15 protein-coding genes are annotated in these 22,932 nt (G+C 66.4%); 4 read left to right on the plus strand and 11 right to left on the minus strand.

From position 1 onward, the window contains the following. Window positions 1-2: 2 nt before the first annotated feature. The 11 genes from KME82_RS12685 to KME82_RS12735 form a co-directional block, all read right to left on the minus strand. Window positions 3-1,652 carry a heparinase II/III family protein gene (locus tag KME82_RS12685; protein ID WP_215498829.1) on the minus strand — a complete coding sequence of 550 codons (1,650 nt, stop codon included), beginning with the start codon at window positions 1,650-1,652 and terminating at the stop codon, window positions 3-5. Window positions 1,653-1,659: 7 nt separating this feature from the next. After that, window positions 1,660-3,813 carry a bi-domain-containing oxidoreductase gene (locus KME82_RS12690; protein WP_215498830.1) on the minus strand — a complete coding sequence of 718 codons (2,154 nt, stop codon included), beginning with the start codon at window positions 3,811-3,813 and terminating at the stop codon, window positions 1,660-1,662. Between the two features lie 54 nt (window positions 3,814-3,867). Then, window positions 3,868-4,632, minus strand: a complete 765-nt coding sequence (locus tag KME82_RS12695) for a hypothetical protein (protein WP_215498831.1) — start codon at window positions 4,630-4,632, stop codon at window positions 3,868-3,870. Further along, complete coding sequence (locus tag KME82_RS12700) at window positions 4,629-5,726, minus strand: hypothetical protein (RefSeq protein ID WP_215498832.1); 1,098 nt, start codon at window positions 5,724-5,726, stop codon at window positions 4,629-4,631. The genes KME82_RS12695 and KME82_RS12700 overlap by 4 nt, the downstream gene beginning before the upstream one ends. Window positions 5,727-5,780: 54 nt before the next feature. Further along, on the minus strand, window positions 5,781-6,980 hold the full coding sequence (locus KME82_RS12705) for an O-antigen ligase family protein (RefSeq protein WP_215498833.1): 1,200 nt from the start codon (window positions 6,978-6,980) through the stop codon (window positions 5,781-5,783). Window positions 6,981-6,987: 7 nt separating this feature from the next. Continuing rightward, window positions 6,988-7,506, minus strand: coding sequence for an acyltransferase (locus tag KME82_RS12710; RefSeq protein ID WP_215498834.1), 519 nt, complete (start codon window positions 7,504-7,506; stop codon window positions 6,988-6,990). Window positions 7,507-7,530: 24 nt separating this feature from the next. Further along, window positions 7,531-8,823: an oligosaccharide flippase family protein gene (locus tag KME82_RS12715; protein WP_215498835.1), complete on the minus strand. Its 1,293-nt coding sequence runs from the start codon at window positions 8,821-8,823 to the stop codon at window positions 7,531-7,533. 31 nt (window positions 8,824-8,854) lie between these two features. After that, the gene (gene wecC / locus KME82_RS12720; RefSeq protein ID WP_215498836.1) at window positions 8,855-10,111 is read right to left on the minus strand and encodes a UDP-N-acetyl-D-mannosamine dehydrogenase; all 1,257 of its coding nucleotides are present in this window, start codon (window positions 10,109-10,111) and stop codon (window positions 8,855-8,857) included. 85 nt (window positions 10,112-10,196) lie between these two features. Beyond that, the gene (gene wecB, locus KME82_RS26880) at window positions 10,197-12,554 is read right to left on the minus strand and encodes a non-hydrolyzing UDP-N-acetylglucosamine 2-epimerase (protein ID WP_215498837.1); all 2,358 of its coding nucleotides are present in this window, start codon (window positions 12,552-12,554) and stop codon (window positions 10,197-10,199) included. Between the two features lie 591 nt (window positions 12,555-13,145). Continuing rightward, complete coding sequence (locus tag KME82_RS12730) at window positions 13,146-15,386, minus strand: polysaccharide biosynthesis tyrosine autokinase (RefSeq protein ID WP_215498838.1); 2,241 nt, start codon at window positions 15,384-15,386, stop codon at window positions 13,146-13,148. 51 nt (window positions 15,387-15,437) lie between these two features. Further along, window positions 15,438-15,872, minus strand: coding sequence for a low molecular weight protein-tyrosine-phosphatase (locus KME82_RS12735; protein ID WP_215498839.1), 435 nt, complete (start codon window positions 15,870-15,872; stop codon window positions 15,438-15,440). A 5-nt stretch (window positions 15,873-15,877) separates the two neighbouring features. Between KME82_RS12735 and KME82_RS12740 the strand changes: the two genes are divergently transcribed. From KME82_RS12740 to KME82_RS12755, 4 genes are all read left to right on the plus strand, one after another. Next, window positions 15,878-16,222, plus strand: a complete 345-nt coding sequence (locus tag KME82_RS12740) for a hypothetical protein (RefSeq protein ID WP_215498840.1) — start codon at window positions 15,878-15,880, stop codon at window positions 16,220-16,222. A gap of 295 nt (window positions 16,223-16,517) precedes the next feature. Beyond that, entirely contained in the window at window positions 16,518-17,621 is a 1,104-nt protein-coding gene (locus tag KME82_RS12745; RefSeq protein WP_252255730.1) for a polysaccharide biosynthesis/export family protein, read from the plus strand. A gap of 253 nt (window positions 17,622-17,874) precedes the next feature. Then, window positions 17,875-19,713 carry a CocE/NonD family hydrolase gene (locus KME82_RS12750; protein ID WP_215498841.1) on the plus strand — a complete coding sequence of 613 codons (1,839 nt, stop codon included), beginning with the start codon at window positions 17,875-17,877 and terminating at the stop codon, window positions 19,711-19,713. A gap of 630 nt (window positions 19,714-20,343) precedes the next feature. Beyond that, on the plus strand, window positions 20,344-22,314 hold the full coding sequence (locus tag KME82_RS12755; protein ID WP_215498842.1) for a methyl-accepting chemotaxis protein: 1,971 nt from the start codon (window positions 20,344-20,346) through the stop codon (window positions 22,312-22,314). The last annotated feature ends 618 nt before the right edge of the window (window positions 22,315-22,932 follow it).

A 22,932-nucleotide genomic window follows, 5' to 3' on the forward strand; every position in this document is an offset into this window, starting at 1 on the left:
GTTCAACCGTCCCAGCGGAAGGTGGCGACCGATCGGCCGGTGGGTTCGAGTGCGACTTCGATCACTTCGCAGGCCTGGCTCAGCCCGAATTCGGGGTGGTAGGTGCTCACGTCGATGCGGGTCAGCGCCGACGGTGGTTCGATCTGCCAATGCAGCACGTCTTCGTTCTTGGCGCGCACGCGATCGCCGTCGACGCGCAGGTCCGGGGCGATGCGGAAACGCGCGACCGCATGTTCGAAGCCGCCCTCGATCGCGTCCTCGATACGCAGGCAATCGGCCTGCAGGCGCCAGCAGCGACGGTGCAGCGGCCGGCCCTTGAGCCGCCGATAACCGTCATGGCTCGCGTCCAGCCACAGGCCGTCGTCATCGACGCCATGCACAACCGCGAGCGGATGCGCGCGCCGCGCCACCCGGAAGCTGCTCCACACCTCGGACGAATCGCGGCCGTCGATCTGCACCGTGTTATGCGCCGCGGTCCCGCGCTGCCAAAGCCGCTGCGCGCCGATGTCGTAGCGCGAGGTGCCGGCGTTGACCAGCACGCGCCGGCCGTCGATCGACAGCTCGAAGCTGAGCGTGTCGGCGTGGGCATGGCCGGGCAGGTAGTCCGGGCCGATTTCGCCGACGTCGGCGATCAGCACTGCGTTGCCGGCCTGCATCCGCACATAGCCCGAGTCGGCCAACACTTGCAGCGGCTGTTCGGATGCGGCGGGCACGTGGATGCCGAGCGCGTGCGCATAGGCCCGCAGCTGCGCCAGGGTCGGCGCGATGCCGAACGCGGCGTCGTTGAAGAAGGCGATGCGGCCGTCGGGATGGGTCATCACCGCGAGCCAGGCGAACATGCTCAAGGCCCGTTCGCGCCACAGCGCGACCTCGTGCATCGCGAATGCGTTCGGAAAGCGTTCCGCCAGTTGCACCAGGTCCAGCAGGTCTTCGAGCAGGATCGCGTGATACATCGGGCTGCGTTCGAAGTGGCCGCCATCATCGAGAATCTGCTCGCCGATCTCGCGCCGAAGCCCGTGCAGGCCCAGCTCGCGCCACTGCTGCGCCTGTTCGCCTTCGAAGCACGCGCCGGCGAACAGCAGCGCCTTGTAGTTGGCCCACAGATGATTGCCGAGCAGATGCCGTTCCAGGCGGCCGCGCAGGTAGCGGGTCTGGGTCGCCAGGCTGTCGAGCATGGCGTGTTCGGCCGTGTCGTCGCCCAGACCGTGACCGGCGCAGCGCCACTTGATCCAGTTGACGATGCGCAGCGACAGGCAATACGGCTCCCAGCCGTTGCCCGCGGCCGGCGGATTGGCCGCGATCCATTGCCCGATCAGATCGCGATGCCAGCGCAGGCGCGAGTCGGCGCCGTCGGCGTTTAGATCGTCGAAGTAGTGCAGGTTGTACAGCCACAGCTTCGGCAGTGCGGCGCTGTTCCAGCCGTCGGCGGGCAGCTCGTGCTCATCGTTCAAGAAACGAAAGCGACGCGCGGCCAACATCGTGGGCGTGCGCGCGCAGCCGATCCAGCGGTCGCGCAGGGCCGCGGTCGCCGGCGCCTGCGACGCGTCCACGCGCGGACGATGCAGCCGGTGCCAGGCGCGGCCGTAGATCTGCACCGGACGCAGATGGCGCACGGTATGCCACATGCGCGGCAGTCGCGATAACGAGGTCATGGCGCGCTCAGACCGATGCGTCCAGTTCGATGGTCACGCGCGCGACTTCCACAATCTGTTCGATCGGAATCGGCGCCGGCGCCTGGCCTTGAACCGCCTGCATGAAGGCCTGGGCGCACGCGGCCTGGCCCTTGTCCTGGCGCCACAGGTTCATGCGGGTGAAACCGGGCCAGCCGTAGCCGCGCAGGCGGCGGAAGTTGTCCAGTTGCAGCACGCGCCCGGCCGCGAACACTTCCAGGCGCTCCTTCGGAAAGGATTTGTCGCCGTTGGCGAGGTAGTGCACGGTGCCGAACGAACCGTCGGCGAAGCTCAGGGTGAAACTGACCCGGTCGCTGCGGATGCCGACGCCGGCCACGTTGCCGACCGCGGTGAGTTGATGGCCGACGATCGGAGAATCGGCGAGGAAACGCAGCAAGTCGACGAAGTGGCAGGCTTCGCCGATCAGGCGGCCGCCGCCGAGTTGCGGGTCCTGGGTCCAGTGATCGGCCGGGATCGCGCCGGCGTTGACGGTCATGACGAAGGCCTTGGGTTCGCGCACACCCGCGAGCAACGCGTGCATCTTGCGCACCTGCGGGGCGAAGCGGCGGTTGAAGCCGACCATCAGCACCGGCGGGATGCCGTATACCGATTGCTCGGAGTGGGCCTTTTCGATGGTCTGCAGATCTTCCAAGGTCAAACACAACGGTTTTTCGACGAACACGTGCTTGCCGCGGCGCAGCGACTTGAACACCAGTTCGGCGTGGCTGCCGTGCTGGGTCGCGATCACCATCGAGCCCACGCTCGCGTCGCGCAGCACCGCGTCGGTGTCGGTGCTGGCGTTGCGGAAGCCGAACTTCTTGCCGTAATGAACGCTGCCGACGCCGTTGTTGGTGATCAGCGTGTGCAGCTTGGCGCCGGTGCGCGCGAACGCCGGGATCAGCACGCGGCCGGCGTAGTTGCCGGCGCCGACGAAGGCGATCGCGCTGCCGCCGGCCTCGCTGGGCACTTCGTTCGCAGACGGCTTGGCGTGCAGCGGCACCTTGCGCCGCATCAGTTGCTCGGGAATGTCTTCGCCCAGGCCGTAATCGAGCACGATGCCGAGCGAAGGTTCGCCGCCGCCGAGCACGGCGTAGGCGCGTTCGGCCTCGGCGACGCGGTAGCGATGGGTGACCAGCGACTGCACCTGCACCGCGCGGCTGGCCATCATGTCGAGCACGGCCTCGAAGTTGCGTTGCTCGGTCCAGCGCACGAAGCCCACTGGATAATCGTTGCCGCGTTCTTCGTAGGACGGGTCGTAGCGGCCGGGGCCGTACGAGCACGAGACCTGGAACGACAGTTCCTTTTCGTAGAAATCCGCGCGCGACAGTTCCAGCCCGGTGACCCCGATCAGGACGATGCGGCCGCGCTTGCGGCACATGTGCGCGGCCTGCGCGACCGGTTCGTTGCTCTTGGTCGAGGCGGTGATCAGCACCGCATCGACGCCGCGTCCGCGCGAGAACGCCGCCGCGGCCGCGAGCGGGTCTTCGTTCCTGGACAGATCGACGGTTTCCGCGCCGTACTCGCGCGCGATCGCGAGCTTGGCCGGGTCGTAGTCGATGCCGAGCACCCGGCAGCCGTGCGCGCGCAGCAACTGCACGGTGATCAGGCCGATCAGGCCCAGGCCGGTGACGACCACGGTTTCGCCCAGCGTTGGCTGGACCAAGCGGATGCCCTGCAGCGCGATCGCGCCGAGCACGGTGAACGCCGCGGCTTCGTCGCCGACGTTGTCGGGAATCTTCGCGCACAGGTTGACCGGCACCGCGACCACTTCGGCGTGCTTGCCGTTGGACGCGACCCGGTCGCCGATCTCGAAACCGCTGACGCCGGGACCGACACCGATCACCGTGCCGACATTGCAATAACCCAGCGCGAGCGGCTGATCGAGCTTGCTGCGCACCGCATCGAGAGTGGTGGCCAGGCCGTCGGTGCGGACCTTCTCCAGCACCATGCGCACCTTGTCGGGCTGCTGGCGCGCCTTCTGCAGCATGTTGGCCTTGCCGAACTCGACCAGCATGCGCTCGGTGCCGGCCGATACCAGGGTGATGTGGCTGCGGATCAGCAGATGACCGCGGCGCAGGGCCGGGGCGGGCACGTCGGCGACTTCGGTGCTGCCGTCGCGCAGGTTTTGCAGGACTTGTTGCATGGTGATTCCAATGCGTGAGCGAGTATTCGGGAAGGGACAGGGCGTTGCGTGCGCTCAGCGCTCGGGCGCGGCGCGCGCGGCCTTGTCGAGGAAACTGCGGGTGACCGGCACCCAGTCGCGGTCGCCGCCGTCGACGCGCTTGCTCCAGATCACCGCGCCGTCGGCGGCGCGCTGGAGCTGATCGAGCTGGAAGCGCCAGTAATCGGCCGGGACGAACTGCGCGCTGCGCGCGGTGGCGTCGTGGTACTGCGGCCAGATGAACGCCAGCACCGGTTTGTCCGGATCGAGCTTGCGCGCCGCGGCGACCATGTTGTCCATGCGCCGGCGCCAGCGGTCGCGATCGTCGTCGACGGTGTACAGCGAGGGGAAAAACAGATCGACCGAAGTCGCCAGTTGTTTCGCGCGCTGCGGATCGGCGTGGTCGATCGCGCCGGGAAAACCGTAGTAACCGATCTTGCGGCCCGGCGCGGCCTCGTGCGCCCAGCGCGCCAGGGTCTGCAACATCTGCAGGTGCTTGGCCGAGATTTCGGCGTCGCGGCTGAGGTTGATGTGTTCGAAATCCAGCACCAGCGGGCCGGGGTTCTTGAGGTTCGCCTTGATCGCGGCCTTGAAGCGTTGCTCGTCGGGCATGATCCCGTCGCGCAGTTCGGGCAGGTGCGGTTCGCCGACGAGGTTGGAGCGCGCGATCGCCAGGCGCTGGTCGACCAGATCGGTGTACTTGGTGTTGTTGTACAGGATGAAGCCGCGCTCGCCGGCGCGCGCGCCCAGCGGCGCGGTGACCAGCAGCATCGTCAACAACAGCGTGCCGCGCCGGCTCATGGCGCCAGCCTCACGCACTCGGCGATCACCCGCGTCATCGCGGTGTCCCAGGCTTCGTAGCGCAGCTGGCGCAGGCCGGCGCGGCGGGCTTCCAGCAAGGAACGGTCGGCGGCGATCTGCAGCAATTGCGCGCTCAGTTGCTCGCCGTCGCCGTACTCGCACAGGAAGCACGCGCCGTGCTGCTCGAACGGCGCCGAGGTCAGCAGGCCGGGGTTGGTGACGAAGGGGATCTGCAGCGCCGCGCAGTCGAACCATTTGTTCGGCTCGGCCAGGCGGTTGATCTCCAGGGCCGGGTCGTAGAACGCCAGCACCAGGTCGGCGCTCAGCAGCAGCGCCAGCGCGTCCTCGTTGCTGACGATGCCGCGATAGTCCGGACCCATGCGTTCGACCAGGCGCTGCGCATCCTCGCCGAGCAGGCGGCCGGCGCCGATGAATTCGACCTCGCCGGCGGTACGTTCGATCGCCTCGCGCATCATCCGCGCGCCGCGTTCGGGCGAGATCAATCCGCTGATCAGCACCCGCAGTCGGCCGCTGCGTGGCGGCAGGCGCTCGGCCAGACTGCGCGCGCGTTCGATCACCTCGGTGTGCGGGGTGTTGCGCACGATCCGCAGGTTGTCGCTGTCGTTGTCGCCGGCGCGCGAGGAACCGGGCACCACGTGCAGGCTGGCGCGACGGCCGACGAAGCCTTCGATCGCCTCGATCGCGCGTTTGACCGGCGCCGGCCAGGCGTAGCTCTTGGACAGCTTGTCGCGGTCGAGGAATACGTAGCGGCAGCGACGCACCGAGGCGACGATCGCGCACGGCAGCGCCGCGTCCAGGCGCGAGCAGAAGTACACGCCGGCGCGCGGCTGGGCGAACACGCGCACGGTCAGCCAGGCCACCCACAGCGCGTAGCCCAGCGCATTGACCGCGCCGCCGCCCCAGGAGCCGAAGTTCAGCAGCACCTTGACCTTGGGCAGATCGGCGGGCTGTTTGTCGCGGCTCCATATCCAGAACTCGTACGGCACGCTGGCGCTGTCGAGCACTTTCGACAGTTTGCTCAGGTACGGATTCTTCAGGTAGGGATTGCCTTGGCCCAGGATGATCGCTTGCATGGCTGGCTCGGGATTCGTGATTGGGGATTCGAGATTCGGGATGGGGCGATTCGCTCAGGTCGGGATTGGATGTCGGGTTGGTGGCGATCGCACCGGCGCCGGTTCGCGTCGCACCACCAGCGCAGTCGAAAGCGCGAAGAACAGGCACAGGTACAGCTCCTTCGGACTGGTGATGTCGCCGCTGAACATCGCATTGGCTAGCGAATAGATCGCCAGCGCGCACAGGAAGGTCGGCACCAGCTCGCGGCCCTGGCTGCGTTTGGCGCTGAGGTACAGGCGACGGATCGCGTAACCGATCAGGGCGAAGAAGAACGCGCTGAAGATCAGTCCGGGCTCGATCAGCGCTTCGATCAGCAGGTTGTGCGGGTAGGGTTGCAGCGCGCCGCTGGCCTCGAACGCGCCGAAGCCGTGGCCGAACAAGGTTTCGCGCAACATGCCGAAGGAGACTTCGTACAGATTCATGCGCAGCACGTCGCTGCCGCTGTAGTTGCTGACGAACAGGCTGGCGAGGCGATCCTGGATGCCCTGCGGCGCCAGCACCACCGCCGCGATCGCCAGCAGCACGACCAGCACCGCCGCCGCCCAGACCTTGCGCGACAGCAGCAACGCACCGCGGTTGGTCATCACCACCAGTGCGCCCAGGCCGAGCAGCAACGACACGATCGGGCCGCGCGAACCGGCCAGGATCAGCGCCGCCGCGCACGGCAGCAGCGCGAGCAGGCGCGCGGCGCGATGGCGCGGTTCGATCAACAAGCGGTAGGCGAAGTACATGATCGCGGTGCCGGCCGCGCGCGCGATCCAGATCGGATTGCCGTCGCCCTGCATCAAACGCTGCGCGCCGGTGTCGGCGGTGCGGTTGAAGCCCAGCGCGGCCAGGCTCAGGGCGAAGCACAACGCCACGTAGATGCGCACGAAATGCTCGGCCGCCGCGCCGCGCAACACGAAACAGGCGCAATAGGCGCAGAACACCAGGATCAGATAGAACTTGAGTTCCTTGGGCGGATGCGGCTGGCGCGTGTCGAGGAAGGAAATCTGAGCGAACACGATCAAGGTGGCGATGATCGGCAGCAAAAACGCGAACCGGTTCAGGCCCGAATACGACAGCGAAAACGCGCCCAGCACGATGGTCGCGGCGATCGCCGCGTACTGCACCACGTCGGTGTCCACGCTGAAGAACACCGAGGCCCAGCCCGACAGCAGGAACGCGCCGAGCGCGGCCGGTGCCAGGAACAGGCGGGGAGCGGGAATGCGCATGGACGGCTCAGGCCTCGCGGCCCTTGCGCAGCGATTTGTCGACGTAGTCGCTGACCGAGCCGACGATCTGGCTGGGGTTGCCGATCACGATGCTCAGCGGCGGAATCGTGCCGCGCACCACCGTGCCGGCGCCGACGATGCAGCCCGCGCCGATGTCGGTGCCGGGCATGATGATCGAGCCGGTGCCGATGAAGGCGTGGCGGCCGATCGAGATCGGCCTGATCCGCCCTTGCGGCGTGTCGAACTTGAGCCCGAGTTCCTTGGCGACGGTGTGGATCGCCCAGTCGTGGGTGAGGATGCGCACGTTGCTGGAAATCGTGCAGCCGCGGCCGAGGCTGATCAGCGAATAGTCGGTGCCGTCGAACCAGATCTTGGCCGACAGGTAATTCGGATCGGCTTCGACGTTGGCGCCTTCCGAACGCAGGAACCAGGCGTACAGGCGCGTCACCAGGCCGGGCTTGATGAACCAGCCGACCCGGATCACGGTCAGGACCACGGCTTTCTTGATCAAACGCAGGATTTTCATTGGACTGCTCTCATCGGCATGCGCTTATCGGCTGCCGTCGGTCGCCGAGTTCCAGCGGAACTCGTGGCGGTTGCACAGGGAATAGGTCGCCAGTTGTAGGCTCGAAGCGATCAGATAGGCGATCGCCAGTCCGGTCGCGCCGCCGTGCAGATGCAGCGAGGCCACGCTGGCGCCGATCAGCGCGAGCGCGAACACGCCGTTGCCGGCCAGCAGCACGCCGGGCCGTCCGTCGGCGGTGGCCTTGCGCATCAGCACCGTGGTCGGCGCGGTGGCGATGGCCGACAACAGCAGCCATTGCAGCGGCACGATCGCGTCGATGTAGGCCGGCGCCAGGCGGTGAATGAAGAACGGCGCGGCCATCGCCAGCACCATCGCGATCGCGCTGGTGGCGATCACCAGCAGCGCGATCGAATGCCGCAAGGCCGTGCTGGCTTCGCCGCTGGCGCCGCGAGCGACCGCAGAAGCGAGCAAGGGCAGGGTGGCGTTGGCGACCACGCCCATGCCGAACAGCAGGATCGAGCGGGCCTGATTGCCGAGCGAGAAATTGCCCAGTTCGGTCGCGCCGCCGACGCTGTGCGACAGCATCGCCATCGACAGCCAGATCGCCGGCATGGTCAGCAGGCCCGACAGCGAGGACGGCAGGCCGAGCCGCCACACCACCGACCAGTCTTCGCGTCGGGTCGCCGTCCACGACAGCGCGCAATCGTGCTCGCGTCGATAGCGGCGCAGCACCCGTTCCTGGCCGATCACGATCAGCCATTGCGCCGCGATCGAGCCGTACACCGCCCAGCCGATATCGCGCCGGCTCGCCGCCAGCAGCATGATGCCGAACACCAGCGGCGCGGTGATCAGATTCGCCAGCGCCTGCTGCTTGACCTTGTGCAAGGCCAGCGCGACCCCGTTCTGGACCGCGCCGATGAAACCGGTCAGCACCAGCAACGAAGAACTCGCGTACACCGCGACCAGGTCCGCCGAGCCGCCGACCCGCAGCGCCAGCGGCTGCGAAAACGCCAGCAGCAAACCGGCGAACAACAACGAAGCCAACAACGCCGAGCCGTAGGACACCGTCAGCGCCGCGGCGATGCGATCGGGTTTCGTCGCCACCGCCTCGGACACGATCTTGGTCGCCATCTGGCCCAGGCTCAGCGCGCAGAACGTGGTGAACAGCAGCGCGGTGGTTTGGATCAGGGTGAACTGGCCGAACGCGGTCGGACCGAGGAAATGCGCGGCCGCGAGTACGCCGGCGAACAGCGCGCCGCGCGAGGCGAGCGCGCTGAGCGCGGACAGACTGGCGGTGCCGATGAGGCGTCGCATCATGGGTTACGGTCCGAATCGAGCGCGTGGGCGCTCAGGTCCAGATGCCCTTGGTGTCGATGATCTTCATATGGCTGGGCAGGCTGTGATCCTTGAACGGTTTGTGATCGACCAGCAGCACCGCGATGTCGGCCTGGGCGCTGGCGGTCGGCAGGTCCACCAAAATCAACTTCGACGCATCGAGCTTGGCCGGCAGCACCGAGATATGCGGCTCGACCGCGAGCACGCGGCCGGGATGGCGGCCGGCGAGTTCGACCGCGATGTCCAGCGCCGGGCTTTCGCGCAGATCGTCGATGTCGGGCTTGAACGCCAGGCCGAACACCGCGATGGTCAGGTCCTCGTGCGGCTTGCCGTCGGCCTTGGCCTGCGCGATCGCTTCGTCGATCTTGTTGATGACCCAGCCGGGCTTGCCGTTGTTGACCTCGCGCGCGGTGCGGATCAGCCGCGCTTCGTCCGGCGCGCTGTCGACGATGAACCACGGGTCGACCGCGATGCAGTGGCCGCCGACGCCGGGGCCGGGCTGGAGGATGTTGACGCGCGGATGGCGGTTGGCCAGGCCGACCAGGTCCCAGACGTTGATGCCGAGCTTGTCGCAGATGATCGACAGCTCGTTGGCGAAGGCGATGTTGACGTCGCGGAACGCGTTCTCGGTCAGCTTGCACATCTCGGCGGTGCGCGCGTTGGTGACGATGCATTCGCCGCGCACGAAGCTCTTGTACAACTCGCAGGCACGCTGCGAACAGCGCGCGGTCATGCCGCCGATCACGCGGTCGTTCTCGATCAGCTCGCGCATCACATGCCCGGGCAGCACGCGCTCGGGGCAGTAGGCGATGTTGACGTCGGCCTGCTCGTCGGCGTCCTGCGGAAAGCTCAGGTCGGGACGCGCGGCGGCCAGCCACCCGGCCAGTTGTTCGGTCGCGCCGACCGGCGAGGTCGATTCGAGCACCACCAGGTCGCCCTTGCGCAGCACCGGCGCCAACGATTTAGCCGCCGCTTCGATGTAGCTCAGGTCGGGTTCGTGATCGTTCTTGAACGGCGTCGGCACCGCGATCAGGAAGGCGTCGGCGGCCTCGGGCCGCAGCGAGGCGCGCAGGAAACCGCCGGACACCGCGGCGCGCACCGCGGTGTCGAGTTCGGGTTCGATGATGTGGATCTCGCCGCGGTTGATGGTATCGACGATCGAGGCGGTGACGTCGATGCCGATCACGCGTTTGCGCGCGGCTGCGAAGGCGGCGGCGGTGGGAAGGCCGATGTAGCCCAGGCCGATGACGCTGACGGTGTCGAAACTCATGAAAACTCCGGTAGGCCCCGTGGGGAGGCGCAATGGGTGTCGTATCCGCCGCGGACGCTGAGGTCCGCGGCACAGGGAAGGGAGCTCAGGCGGCCAGGCGCGATTCGCCGTGCTTGAACAGCGCCAGCGCTTCGACGATGCGCTGGCAAGCCTTGCCGTCGCCGTAAGGGTTGTGGGCGAAGCTCATCGCCTCGTAGGCGGCGCGGTCTTCGAGCAGCGCGGTGATGCCGTCGGCGATCAGCTTGCGATCGGTGCCGACCAGCTTGACCGTGCCGGCCGATACCGCTTCGGGCCGCTCGGTGGTGTCGCGCATGACCAGCACCGGCTTGCCGAGCGACGGCGCTTCTTCCTGGATGCCGCCCGAGTCGGTCAGGATGATGTGCGCGGCATTCATCAGATAGACGAAGGGCAGGTAGTCCAGCGGCTCGATCAGATGGATGGTCGGGATGTCGCGCAGCAGACGGTTGACCGGTTCGCGCACCTGCGGGTTCAGATGCACCGGGTAGACGATGTCGACGTCGGGATGGCGCAGCGCGGTGTCGCGCAGCGCGTGGCAGATGCGCTCGAAACCGCCGCCGAAGCTTTCGCGACGATGCCCGGTGACCAGCACCACCCGCCGTTTCGGATCGAGGAACGCGAATTGCGATTCGAGCTCGCGGCGCAGCGACGGCGTGTTCTCGATTCTGAGCAACACCTCGCGCAGCGCGTCGATCACGGTGTTGCCGGTGATCTGGATGCGCGCGTCCGGAATGCCCTCGTCGAGCAGGTTGCGTCCGGACAGCTCGGTCGGGGCGAAATGCATCGATGCCAGCGCGCCGGTGAGCTTGCGGTTGGCTTCTTCCGGCCACGGCGAATACAGGTTGCCGGTACGCAGGCCGGCCTCGACGTGGGCGACCGGAATCTGCTGGTAGTACGCGGCCAGGGTGGTCGCCATGGTGGTCGAGGTGTCGCCGTGGACCAGCACCACGTCGGGCTTGAGTTCCGACAGCACCTTCTTCATGCCGGTCAGGATCGCGGTGGTGATGTCGGTCAGGTCCTGGCCGGGCTTCATGATGTCCAGATCGAAGTGCGGCTGGATCTCGAACAACTGCAGCACCTGATCGAGCATCTGCCGATGCTGGCCGGTGACGCACACGCGCGCGTCGAAGCGCGGGTCCTGGGCCAGCATCAGCGCCAGCGGTCCCATCTTGATCGCTTCGGGGCGGGTGCCGAACACGCACAGGGTCTTGATCGTGCGCGCGGCCTGCGGCATCGCGCCGGCAGGCACCGGCGCCGTTGCGGCCGCGAGTTCGCCGGCCAGGCCGGTGCGGGCGTACGCCAGCGGCACCGGCGTCTCGGCGTCGGGCAGTTTGCTCGGATTGTGCGGCGAAAACGCCAGTTCGCCGTCGTTGTCCGCGGCCGGCTCGAGCAGGGCGCGCTTGAGTTTTCCGCCGTACGACAGGCTGATCGCATAGACGCACAGCGCCGCGGCGAACAGCAGCAGGCCGATCCCGATCGGTTGCTGGCGCAGCGCATAACCCAACGCGATCAGGCTGCAGGCAATGCCGATCATGGTCAGCAGCGCGTTGTTCGGCGAACGGCCCTGATCGATCAGCATGTAGTGCAGGTGCTGGCGATCGGGCTTGAACGGCGACAGGCCCTTACGCACGCGGCGGTACATCACGGTGAGGGTTTCGAACACCGGCAGCGCCACGCACCACGCCGCCTCGGCCGCATCGATGCGCGGCGAGCCGCGCTGGCTCAGGTAGATCAGGCTCCAGGCGAGCACATAGCCGATCAGCATGCTGCCGGCGTCGCCCATGAACAGTTTGCGCCCCGGCACGCCGCCGAGATTGACGAACAAGTACGGCGTCAGCGCAGTGAACAGCAGCAACAGCACCGGCAGCGCGCCGCCCGAGCCGGCGCTGCCGCCGCCGAACAGGAAGATCGCGCCGATGCAGACCAGGGCCAGGCTGCCGGCGAGGCCGTCGATGCCGTCGAGCATGTTGAAGGCGTTGATCATGCCGACCACCGCGATCAGCGTGACCGGAATGCCGAGCCAGCCCAGGCGGATCGCGCCGGTGCCGAACAGGTCGCCGAGGTGATCCAGGTACAGGCCGGTGCCGGAGATCATCAATGCCGCCGCGCCGGTCTGCACCAGCAGGCGGGTGCGCACGCTCAGGTCGCGCGCGTCGTCGACCGCGCCGACCACCACGATCAGCGCGGCGCTGCCCAGCAGGCACAGCGCGAAGCGATCGTGCAGGCCCAGGTAGACCGCGCCGGCGAGCAATCCGGCGAAGAAGCACAGGCCGCCGATCACCGGGATATGGCCTTTGTGCTGTTTGCGCGCGTTGGGCCGGTCGATCAGGCCCAGTGCGTTGGCGGCGGGGTACATCGCATACATCGCGATGCAGGTGACCAATAAAGTCAGCGTGCACGCTATGACGAACTGTTCTTTCAACATGACCGTGAGTCCAAGGAAAGTCTTCGGTGTGACCAGCCGACGACCGCCCCCTCGGTCAATCCTGTTCTATTGCTGTTGCCTGTTTCGTTGTTTACGCAGCTACGCATTGCTCCTGTCGATCCGGCGGAGCGTTCGATCTTGTTGGAACCTCATGGCGATGCCGGCTTGTTATGGTTGTTGTTGCTGCCGCATCCCTACCGCCGCATGCGCGGCGCTGTGGTCGAGCGTGTTCAAGTCGATGTGGTGCGCGTTGCGTCGGGAAAATCGGATGTCTCCGCCTCGAATGCATCGTGCCACTTCGGGTTGCGCGATACTGTGAGTTGGTAAGGAGTTTATCGGTACTTTTACGATTGCTTGCCGGAAACGTGCGCGAAGTTCATAAGCTGTAAACACATGTCTCGTGGTTGATGTTGTCGCGCAAATGTTTCTGTTGTTAGCGATTGATGCGGGCCGGGCATGCCGTCATTGCGATGCGTTATGAGGCGCTCATTTTGATTGCGATAGCGCGCCTGGAATCGTTCGCTTCTGCGGCGGCCATCGCGCCGATTCCGGGCCGCGCAACGCGGCTTCATGACCGGTTTTTTCGCGTGCTCACGCATCGGCCTTGCCCTGGTACTGATAGCCGTAGACGTAATGGGTGTCGTGGCGCCGTTCCACCGCGTTGAAGATCGCGCCGCGCAGTTCGATGCCGTTGTGTTCGAAACGTTGCTTGGCCAAGGCCAGTTCCTTGGCCGGATTGAGGCCGAAGCGCGCGACCATCAGGCTGGTCGCGGCATGGCGGCCGATGATCGCCGCGTCGGTCACCGCCAGGATCGGCGGCGTGTCGACGATCACCAGGTCGTATTGCTGCGCGGTGGTCTGCAGCAGCGCGGCGAGGTTGGGGCGCATCAACAGTTCCGACGGATTCGGCGGCGCTTCGCCGCGCGGGATGAAATGCAGCCCGTCGATGGCCGACGCGCGCGTGGCCGTGGCGAGGTCGATCTTGCCGGCGAGCAGGTCGGCCAGGCCGTTGTCGTTGCGGTGTCCCATCACCCGATGCAGGGTGCCGCGGCGCATGTCGCCGTCGATCAGCAACACGCGCTGGCCGCCCTGGGTGATCACCGCGGCGAGGTTGGTCGAGACGAAGGTCTTGCCGGCGCCGGGGCTGGAGCCGCAGATCATCAGGATGTTGTTCTTCGCTTCCAGCCGGGCGAAATGCAGCGAGGTGCGCAGGCTGCGGATCGCTTCGATCGCCAGGTCCGACGGCGCATCCAGGGCCAGCAGGTGCGGACGGTTGCCGCGCCCGCTGCCGCCGGCCCCGTTGCCGGCGCGCAGCTTGCGGCCATTGCTTTCATGGTCGCGCTGGTAATCGCTCATCGGGATCGAGGCATACACCGGCAGGCCGAGGTCCTCGATCTGCTTCACGTCCTCGATGCCGCGGTTGAGCATCTGCCGCAGGAACACCCAGGCCACGGCGAGAAAACCGGCGAGGAAGGTACCGATCACCAGCAACTGCAGGCGCTTGGGCTTGATCGGCTGGCTGACGTCGACCACCGACTTGTCGACCACGCGCGCATTGCCGACGGTGCCGGCGCGGGCGATGTCGAGCTGCTGCGCCTGGTTCAACAGGTTGGTGTAGGTCAGCGTGCTGACCTGGACCTCGCGAGTCAGCCCGAGCAATTGCTGCTGGGTCTGCGGCAGGCCGCCGATGCGGTCGTTGATTTCCTGCTTTTTGCCTTCCAATTCGCCCAATTGCGCCATCAAGGCGCGATAGGCCGGATGCTGCGGAGTGAAGCGGCGGCTGACTTCGGCCTGTTGCAGCTTCAATTGCGAAACGTTGTTGTCCAGCGCGACGACCTGATCGAGCAGCGACTTGGCTTCCAGGGTCACATCGACGGTATGCGCCTGCGACTGATACTCGGCCAGCGCGTGCTCGGCCTTTTCCAGATCGCCGCGCACGTTCGGCAACTGCTTCTGCACGAACTCCAGGCTGCTGGCGGCTTCGGCGGAATTGCGCTCGACGTTCTGGCGGGTGTATTGGCGGGTGATCGCGTCCAGCGTCGCCACCGCGAGGTCGGGGTCGCCGTTCTCGTAGCTGAGCTGGATGATCCCCGAGTCCTTGGCCTTCTCGCTCGCGGTGAGGTTGTTCTGCAGCGCGGTGAGGATCGCCAGGCGCGGCAGTTGGGTGATCTCGAAGCGCATGCCCGGATGCGCGCTCATCTGTTCCACGCGCAGGCTCACCGCGCCCGCGCTGGCTTTCTCGCCGGCCTTGCCGTTGAGCAGCAACTGGTTTTCGTCGTCATACAGTGCATATGTGCCGGCTTCGGCGGCGACCAGCACCAGCGGCTTGGCGACCAGTTCGTCGGGCACGCTCAACTGCGACACCGACAGACTTTCGCCGCCCCAGCCGTAGCTGTTCATGCCGAGCCACGGCGAGGCCAGATCGCCCGGCGCGGCGGGCTGATAGCGCCGCGCCAGCATCGAACCGATCAGGGGAAAGCGCTTGGGCTCGACCTGCACGTCCAGCTTGAGATCGTCGACGGCCTTGCCGACCACGGTGCGCGAAGTCATCAGCGCGATCTCGGTGACCGCCTGCGGCGCCGAATCGGTCAGCGCCTGCGAGACCGCGGTCAGGCCGGGCAGGGTGGGCGAGTTCGACTCCACCTGCACCATCGCATTGGCCTGATACACCGGCGAGGCCAGCAGCACATACATCAGGCTCAGCACGAAGCCGGCCGCAGTGACGATGCCGATCAGCCAGCGATGGTCGAGCAAGGTGCCGAGCAACGCGGCCAGATCGATCTCGTCGTTGCTGTCCTGGCGCGAGCCAGGTGGCGTTGATACTGCCGACATTAGGGTGAGTACCTGTTAGGTGAAACCTGCCGCGAGGCGTCGCGCGACAACTTATAGATAGCCCCGCCAGCTACTCACCCCTGAGCTGATCAACTGGTAGGACTGTTCGAAAACGCTGTGCGATTGCCGGTACGGATCGGGGATGGCGGTGTTGTCCAGCCATTTCCCGAGCAGATACGTCTTGCCTCGCGCATGCGGCGAAATCCGGAGCACGGCATCGACATGCCATGGTTCCATGGTCAACACCAGATCGGCCGCGTCGATCATCGCGCGGTCGATCTGTCGAGCAACATGCGATTGCCCCGACATTCCGTGTTGGTTGAGCACAGCCTGCGCTGTGGCGTCGATCGGGTGGCCCTTGACGGCGGCCAGTCCCGCGGATTCGACGGTGACGTCCAGGTCGTGGAGTTGTTGGCGCAACAGCACTTCAGCAGTGGGACTTCGGCAGATATTGCCGACGCATACGATCAGAACTCGACGGAACACACGTTATGAGACCTCAATCGTTGCGGAACTATCGTTTCAGAACGGCGGCGATCGCGAAACTTTCTTGCGATCGTGCGTGCATCGGCATGCGTGGCACATCGGATGCGACGGCCGAAAATGTAAGAGCTGCCCATGACAGGGTCAACACACACGTGAATTTTCGCCATGAAGCCGTGACGCAGGTCACCGCGATGTTTGCGACATCGGGGCAGAGGCTTGCTGGGCGGGGCATTGCGTTAGCATCGCGTCGCGTCGGCAATGCGAAGGCGTCGTTAAATAAACGTCAAATGCAGCGTAAATTCATGCGTATTCCGAATGCGAGCTGTACCCGGCGCGCGCGCGATGGCTAAAACGTGATCGCGTTCCGATCATCGCGGCGACGAAGTAAAAGCGCTCGCTATACTTTTGCGACAGGGCGGCAAGATCGATTTCATCGTTGAGGTTTCATGCCAGATCCGTACCGCGACTGCCTCGCCCGCGCAGTCGACCGCCTGCATCGCTCGCCGCGCATCGCCGCGCCGGCCGCGCCGTCCCATCGAATCGCAACGTCGCATCGACAGGATCGTCGATTCCACGCGCGTGTCTGGCCTTGAGCTCTTGCTTGGAGTTCTCAACTTGAGTTCGCGACTTAGAGACGATCCACTCATGACAAAGTTTTCGCGCGCCGTGGCTCTGACCGCCATCGTCGGACTGAGCGGCTGCATGTGGGCGCCCGGACAGTACATGTCGTCCAGGCAGTTCGCGCCCGGCAAGACGATCGAGGACGGGCATATCCAACTCGTCACGATCACTCCGCAGTTCCTCGCGACCGAGCACGCGGCCAGCGCGGCCGCGGCGCTGCCGACCGAGCTGTTGAGCTATCAGCCCGAGCCGTACCGCATCGGCGCCGGCGATACCTTGTACATCACCATCTGGGATCATCCCGAACTTACATCCCCGGCCGGCACCCAGCAGCAGCCGGCGGCCAACGGACGCCTGGTCCGGCCCGACGGCACCTTGTTCTATCCCTACGTCGGCGTGGTCGAGGCGCGCGGCAAGACCATCGAGGAATTGCGCACGGTCATCACCCAGCGCATCGCGCGCGTGGTCGAAAGCCCGCAGGTCGACGTCAGCATCATCGATTACGGCAGTCAGCGCGTGACCTTGCAAGGCGCGTTCGTCAAGACCGACCGCCAGCCGATCACCGCCACGCCGCTGACCTTGTCGCAGGCGATCGGCGCGGCGACCGTCGATCCCTTGCGCGCGGACCTGTCCGGGCTGGTGCTGACGCGCGCGGGACGGCAGTACCGGCTCGATCTGGATGCGCTCAATCGCGGCGACAGCAATGCGCCCGACATCTATCTCAAGGCCGGCGATCATCTGTTCCTGCCGTACAACGATCGCAAGGAAGTGTATGTGGTCGGCGAGGTGATGCGCCCGCAGGCGCTCAACTTCAAGACCACCGACATGACCCTGACCCAGGCGCTGGGCCGCGTGGGCGGGCTCAACCCGCAGACCTCCAAGGGCGAGGCGGTGTATGTGATCCGCGGGGTCGAGGACATGCAGCAAAAACCGGCGACGATCTATCACCTCAACGCCAAATCGCCGGCGTCCTACGCGCTGGCCAGCCAGTTCGCGGTGCGGCCCGGCGACGTGGTCTTCGTCGGCCCGGCCGGGGTGACCCGCTGGAACCGCTTCGTCAATCAGCTGCTGCCGTTGTCGAACGTGATCAACAACGCGGCCAATACCCAGGATCTGCTGGGACGCTGAGTCGCGCCGTCGTCCGGCTCGTTTGTGCGGGCCGGTGCGAGTGCGTATGTCGTAAGTCGCGCAGCCAGCCTGCGCGGTTTTTCGGCACGGGCGTTTTTCGCAATTTCGGCACGACGCCCTGAGGCCCGGGTCTGCTAGCCTGCGCGCAAACGAAGCGTTATCCGCGCGGGCGGCGGCTGCACCGCCCGCGACGCGCGGACCAGCGGCTGTTCGTGTTCCTTTCTCGTGTCACTTCTCGTGATGGAGCGCAACCATGAAGGCAGGCGTCGCACGCTGGCTGCTCGGCGGATTGCTCGCATCGGCGAGCCTGGCGTCCATGAATGCCTACGCGCAGGACGCCAAGCCCGACAGCAAGCACAACGCCAAGCTCGACCCGGAACCGTTCGATTTCCGCTGGAATGTGCGCATCCCCTTGCGCGACGGAGTCAAGCTCAGCGCGACCCAATACCTGCCACGCGATCGCAAGCGCGCCGGTCCCTGCGTGTTTTCGCTGACGCCGTACACCGCGCAGCGCAATCACGAACGCGGCAAGTACTTCGCCGGTCACGGCTATGCCTACTACGCGGTCGACGTGCGCGGACGCGGCAATTCCGAAGGCGAGTTCACTCCCTTGCTGCAGGAGGCCCGCGACGGTCACGACGTGGTCGAATGGCTGGCGCAGCAGCCCTCGTGCAACGGCAAGGTGGCGATGAGCGGCGGCTCCTACCTGGGCTACGCGCAATGGGCCACGGTGAAAGAACTGCCGCCGCATCTGGCGACGATCGTGCCGATCGCATCGGTCGGGCCGGGCGTGGATTTCCCGATCCTCAACAACATTCCCTACACCTACAACATGCAGTGGCTGACCTTCGTCAGCGGCCACACCTCGCAGGACCGGATCTTCGGCGATTTCGGCTTCTGGGCCTCGCAGTACCGGCGCTGGTACGAAGCGCATGCGCCGTACACGCAACTCGACGAATACGTCGGCAACCCGTCGCCGACCTTCCAGGCCTGGAACGCGCATCCCTACCAGGACGCCTACTGGGACAGCCATCGGCCCACGCCGGAGCAATACGCCCAGCTGAGCATTCCGATCCTCAGCGTCACCGGCCATTACGACGACGACCAGCCCGGCGCAATGAGCTACTACAAAGGCCACATGCGTTACGGCAGCGAACGCGCCAAGGCCATGCATTACCTGGTGATCGGGCCGTGGGATCACACCGGCACCAGCAGCCCGCAGGCCGAGGTCGGCGGACTGAAGTTCGGCGAGGCCTCGCTGGTCGACATCAACGCGCTGCACGTCGCCTGGTACGACTGGACGATGAAGCAGGGCAGCAAGCCGGAGTTCCTCAAGGACAAGGTCGCGTTCTACGTGGTCGGCGAAGAGGCCTGGCGTTATGCGCCATCGCTGCAGGCGGTCACCGCGAGCACCCAGGCCTGGTATCTGGATTCGCGCGACGGCCGGGCCAACGACGTGTTCGAATCCGGCCAGTTGCGCGCGACCCCGTCCGGCGGCGGCGTCGATCGCTACGTGTACGATCCGCTCGACACCAGCCCGCTGGAATACGAAGACCGGCCGGACGTGCTCACGCCGACCTACGCCTATCTCACCGATCAGCGCGGCCTGGTGATGTCCTCGGGCAAGCAGCTGGTCTATCACACGCCAGCGCTGGAACGCGACACCGACATCGCCGGGTTCTTCAAGCTGTCGGCCTACATCGCGCTGGATCAGCCCGACACCGATTTCTCGGCCAGGATCTATGAGGTCAAGGCCGACGGCGGCAGCGTGTTCCTGGCCCAGGAGCTGATGCGCGCGCGGTATCGCAAGAGCCTGCGTCAACCTGAGCTCGTCACGCCCGGTCAGGTCGAGCGCTACGACTTCGAACGTTTCAATTTCACCGCGCGGCGCCTGGCCAAGGGCAGTCGGTTGCGGCTGGTGATCGCGCCGCTCAACAGCCTGAGCATGCAGAAGAACTACAACAGCGGCGGCGTGGTCGCGGAAGAATCCGGCAAGGACGCGCGCAAGGTCACGGTCGCGCTGTACCACGACGCGCAGCATCCCAGCGCCTTGTACGTTCCGATCGCGGCGAAGTCGTCGGTGGGCAAGTAAGCCGGCCTGAGCACCAGATCGCAGCGTCGACCGATCGGATACGCGCGGCCTTCGCCAGCCTCGCTCGTCCGCACACGGTGCCCCTGCAGGAGCGGCGTAAGCAGCGACCGCGACGCAAGCATGGAGCGGAGCGGCGCGCGCGGCGCCCGCAATGCAGGCTCGAACACTCACGCAAACGGCCGGGCGATCGCGCCATCGCGGCCAGACGACGGCCCGCGTCCGTTGTGGCGGGCGACCGTGCCGCTACGCGATCCGGCAACCAAGCGCCCGACACCGCCCTCGGTGCCACCGTTAGCCCCGCGGGATTCACCGCGGCGCATCGGCCGCGTTCTGATCCGCGAGCGGCGCGCCCGTGTGGACGCCGGTTCGGGGCATGGCGCGCGCCCCGGCCGGACCGGCGCCGCCCAGGCAGTCGATAAGCTTCAGAAAATGAGCGCTTAAAGTGCCAATTACTGGCATCAGGTATAACTTATGCTGCCAGAATATACGTGCTGGAGCAGGTCGGCGTCGCCGGCCTGAGGCGACCGGACTCCAGTGGAATCAACCACATACCTTAATCGGCGTGGCCGCCGTTCGGCCATCGCCAGGGCGCGCGGGCAGGGCGTTCGGACGACACAACGGGAACCGGTCATGAGCCAATTCACGATCCGCCAGCGGATCATGTTCAGTTTCGCGATGATTATCGCGGTGATGGTGTTGATGGGCGGAATCGCCCTGCAGCGGCTGAATCACATCCAGACAGAAGAAAGCGCCCTGCGCAGCGATTCGATTCCCGGTCTGTATTCCTCGGGCACGATCGAGACCGAATGGCATGCGTACTACACGGCGCTGCACGGCCTGTCGGCGCCGGCCGCGAGCGACCGGGCGGCGGCGGTGGAAAGCTTGCGCACCCGCCACGACGCCTTCGAGGAGGCGATGGGCCGCTATCGCGCCACCATCAACGCCAGCGAAGACCGGCGCAATTTCGAGCAGTTCGGCCGCCTGACCGCCTCGGTGTTCGCCCTGCAGCCGGAACTTATCAAGGCCGGCGAGACCAGCGACGAAGCGCTGCAGCAGGCGCTGCGCACGCGGATCAGCCCGGCCTTCAACCAGTCGGCCGAACGGATCCGTTCGATCATCCAGTACAACTACAAGCAGTCGGTGGAGTCGGGCATCCGCATCGACAACGCGGTCAAGTCGGCCCAGTTCGGCATCGCCCTGGCCTTCGCCGGCGCGCTGTTGCTGGCCGCGCTGGCCGGGTTCTTCCTGTGGCGGGCGATCACCCGGCCGCTGGACCAGTTGGCGCGCGCCTCGGCGGTGATGGCCAAGGGCGATTTCAGCCAGCGCCTGGGTTTCGCCCGCAGCGACGAGTTCGGCGCGGTCGCGCAGGGCTACGACCGCATGAGCACCGATCTGTCGGAACTGGTCGGGCAGATCCAGACCTCGGGCATCCAGGTCAATTCCTCGATCAACGAAATCACCGCGACCTTGCGCGAGCAGCACGCCACCGCCGCCCAGATCGCCGCGACCACCACCGAGATCGGCGCGACCTCGCGCGAGATCGCCGCCACCTCCAAGGAACTGGCGCGGGCGATGCGCGATGTCGCCGGCAGCGCCGAGCAGACCGCCGACCTCGCCGGCGACGGCCAGGTCGGCGTGGCGCAGATGGAAGACACGATGGGCCGGATGATCGACGCGACCGCGGCGATCAGCAGCAAGCTCGCGGTGCTGGCCGAGAAGGCCAGCAACATCAGCCAGGTCGTCACCACCATCACCAAGGTCGCCGACCAGACCAATCTGCTCTCGCTCAATGCCGCGATCGAGGCCGAGAAGGCCGGCGAATACGGCCGCGGCTTCTCGGTGGTGGCGGTGGAGATCCGCCGCCTCGCCGACCAGACCGCGGTCGCCACGCTCGACATCGAGCAGATGGTGCGCGAGATCCAGTCGGCGGTGTCGGCCGGTGTGATGGGCATGGACAAGTTCTCCGAGGAAGTCCGTCGCGGCACCGGCGACGTGCAGAAGGTCGGCGGCCAGCTGTCGAAGGTGATCGAGCACGTGCAGGCGATGGTGCCGCGCTTCGAGACCGTCAACGAAGGCGTGCAGGCGCAGACCGCCGGCGCCGAGCAGATCAACCTGGCGCTGGCGCAACTCAGCGAGGCTGCGCAGCAGACCGTCGATGCGCTCAAGCAGTCCAACCAGGCCATCGACGAACTGCATCAGGTCAGCGCCGGCCTGCGCGACGGGGTGTCGAAGTTCAAGCGAAGCGATCGCCATCGACGTCTCAGGCGATGGCGGCCGTGGCTTCGCTGGTGTTCCATCAATCCCTCGATCGCACCGCCGCCATCGATCATGCGCGAATCTCCGCATCCCCGCCGCATCCGATCCAACCGCGACCCCTTCCCCCGCCGCGCAGTTCCCCGACCGCGGCCCCCGACCGCCCCCAACGCCGACTTGCCGAACCTGCTACCCTATGCGCCCCGCACGCCCATCGCGACAACGCCCGATCCCAGCTGGAAACGCTGCGGCGCGATGCGCACGAATTCGAAGCCAGCGGCGTCGACAGCCCGGATGCGGCCTATCTGGGCCCGGTCGCCAGCGATGCGCGCGGGCCGATTCAACTGATCGGCTCCGAATTGCGCGACCCGCCGACCGGCGCAGGCATGAAACTCGACGGCTTCAGCAATCTTCTCGCCACCATCGGCCCGACCCTCCCCGCGCGGTCGCGCCCGCGGCCGCGCCGGCCTCGCCGCCCCCGCCTATCTCCCCCGGAGCAGCAGGAGCTGATCTTCGCCGGAGACCTGGTTTTCCGCGACGGGTTCGCGACGACCTCCCGCAGCGACATCCCCGACCTCGACCCGCTGCGGCTTCCTCGCGGCCCCTGGCCGACCATGTTCGACTCCACAATCCCTCACATGGTTCAACGCACTTCGATCCGCTGTCCTCAATCAACTCCAGCCAACTCGACCTTGCTTCGCACAACTCCCCCGCCCGACCATTTCCATTTCCCGCTCCCGGCACTCCGAACCCCTCCCGCGCGCGCCCGCGACCCGGCAACAACACGCGACGACCGACCGACCCCCGGTGCTTCAACCCGGCCTTTGTCAAACCAAGGCCTGTTCGACCGCTTCCTGCCGCTCGCCTCGACGCGTTTCCCATTCGACTCGCCGACCCCCGAATCCGCATGCATATGCGAACGCGCGCCTCACAGCAAACCGTCACGCGATCGAGCCCTCGCGTCGA

It is taken from the genome of Lysobacter capsici (assembly GCF_018732085.1).
GTDB classification, from domain to species: Bacteria; Pseudomonadota; Gammaproteobacteria; order Xanthomonadales; family Xanthomonadaceae; genus Lysobacter; species Lysobacter capsici_A.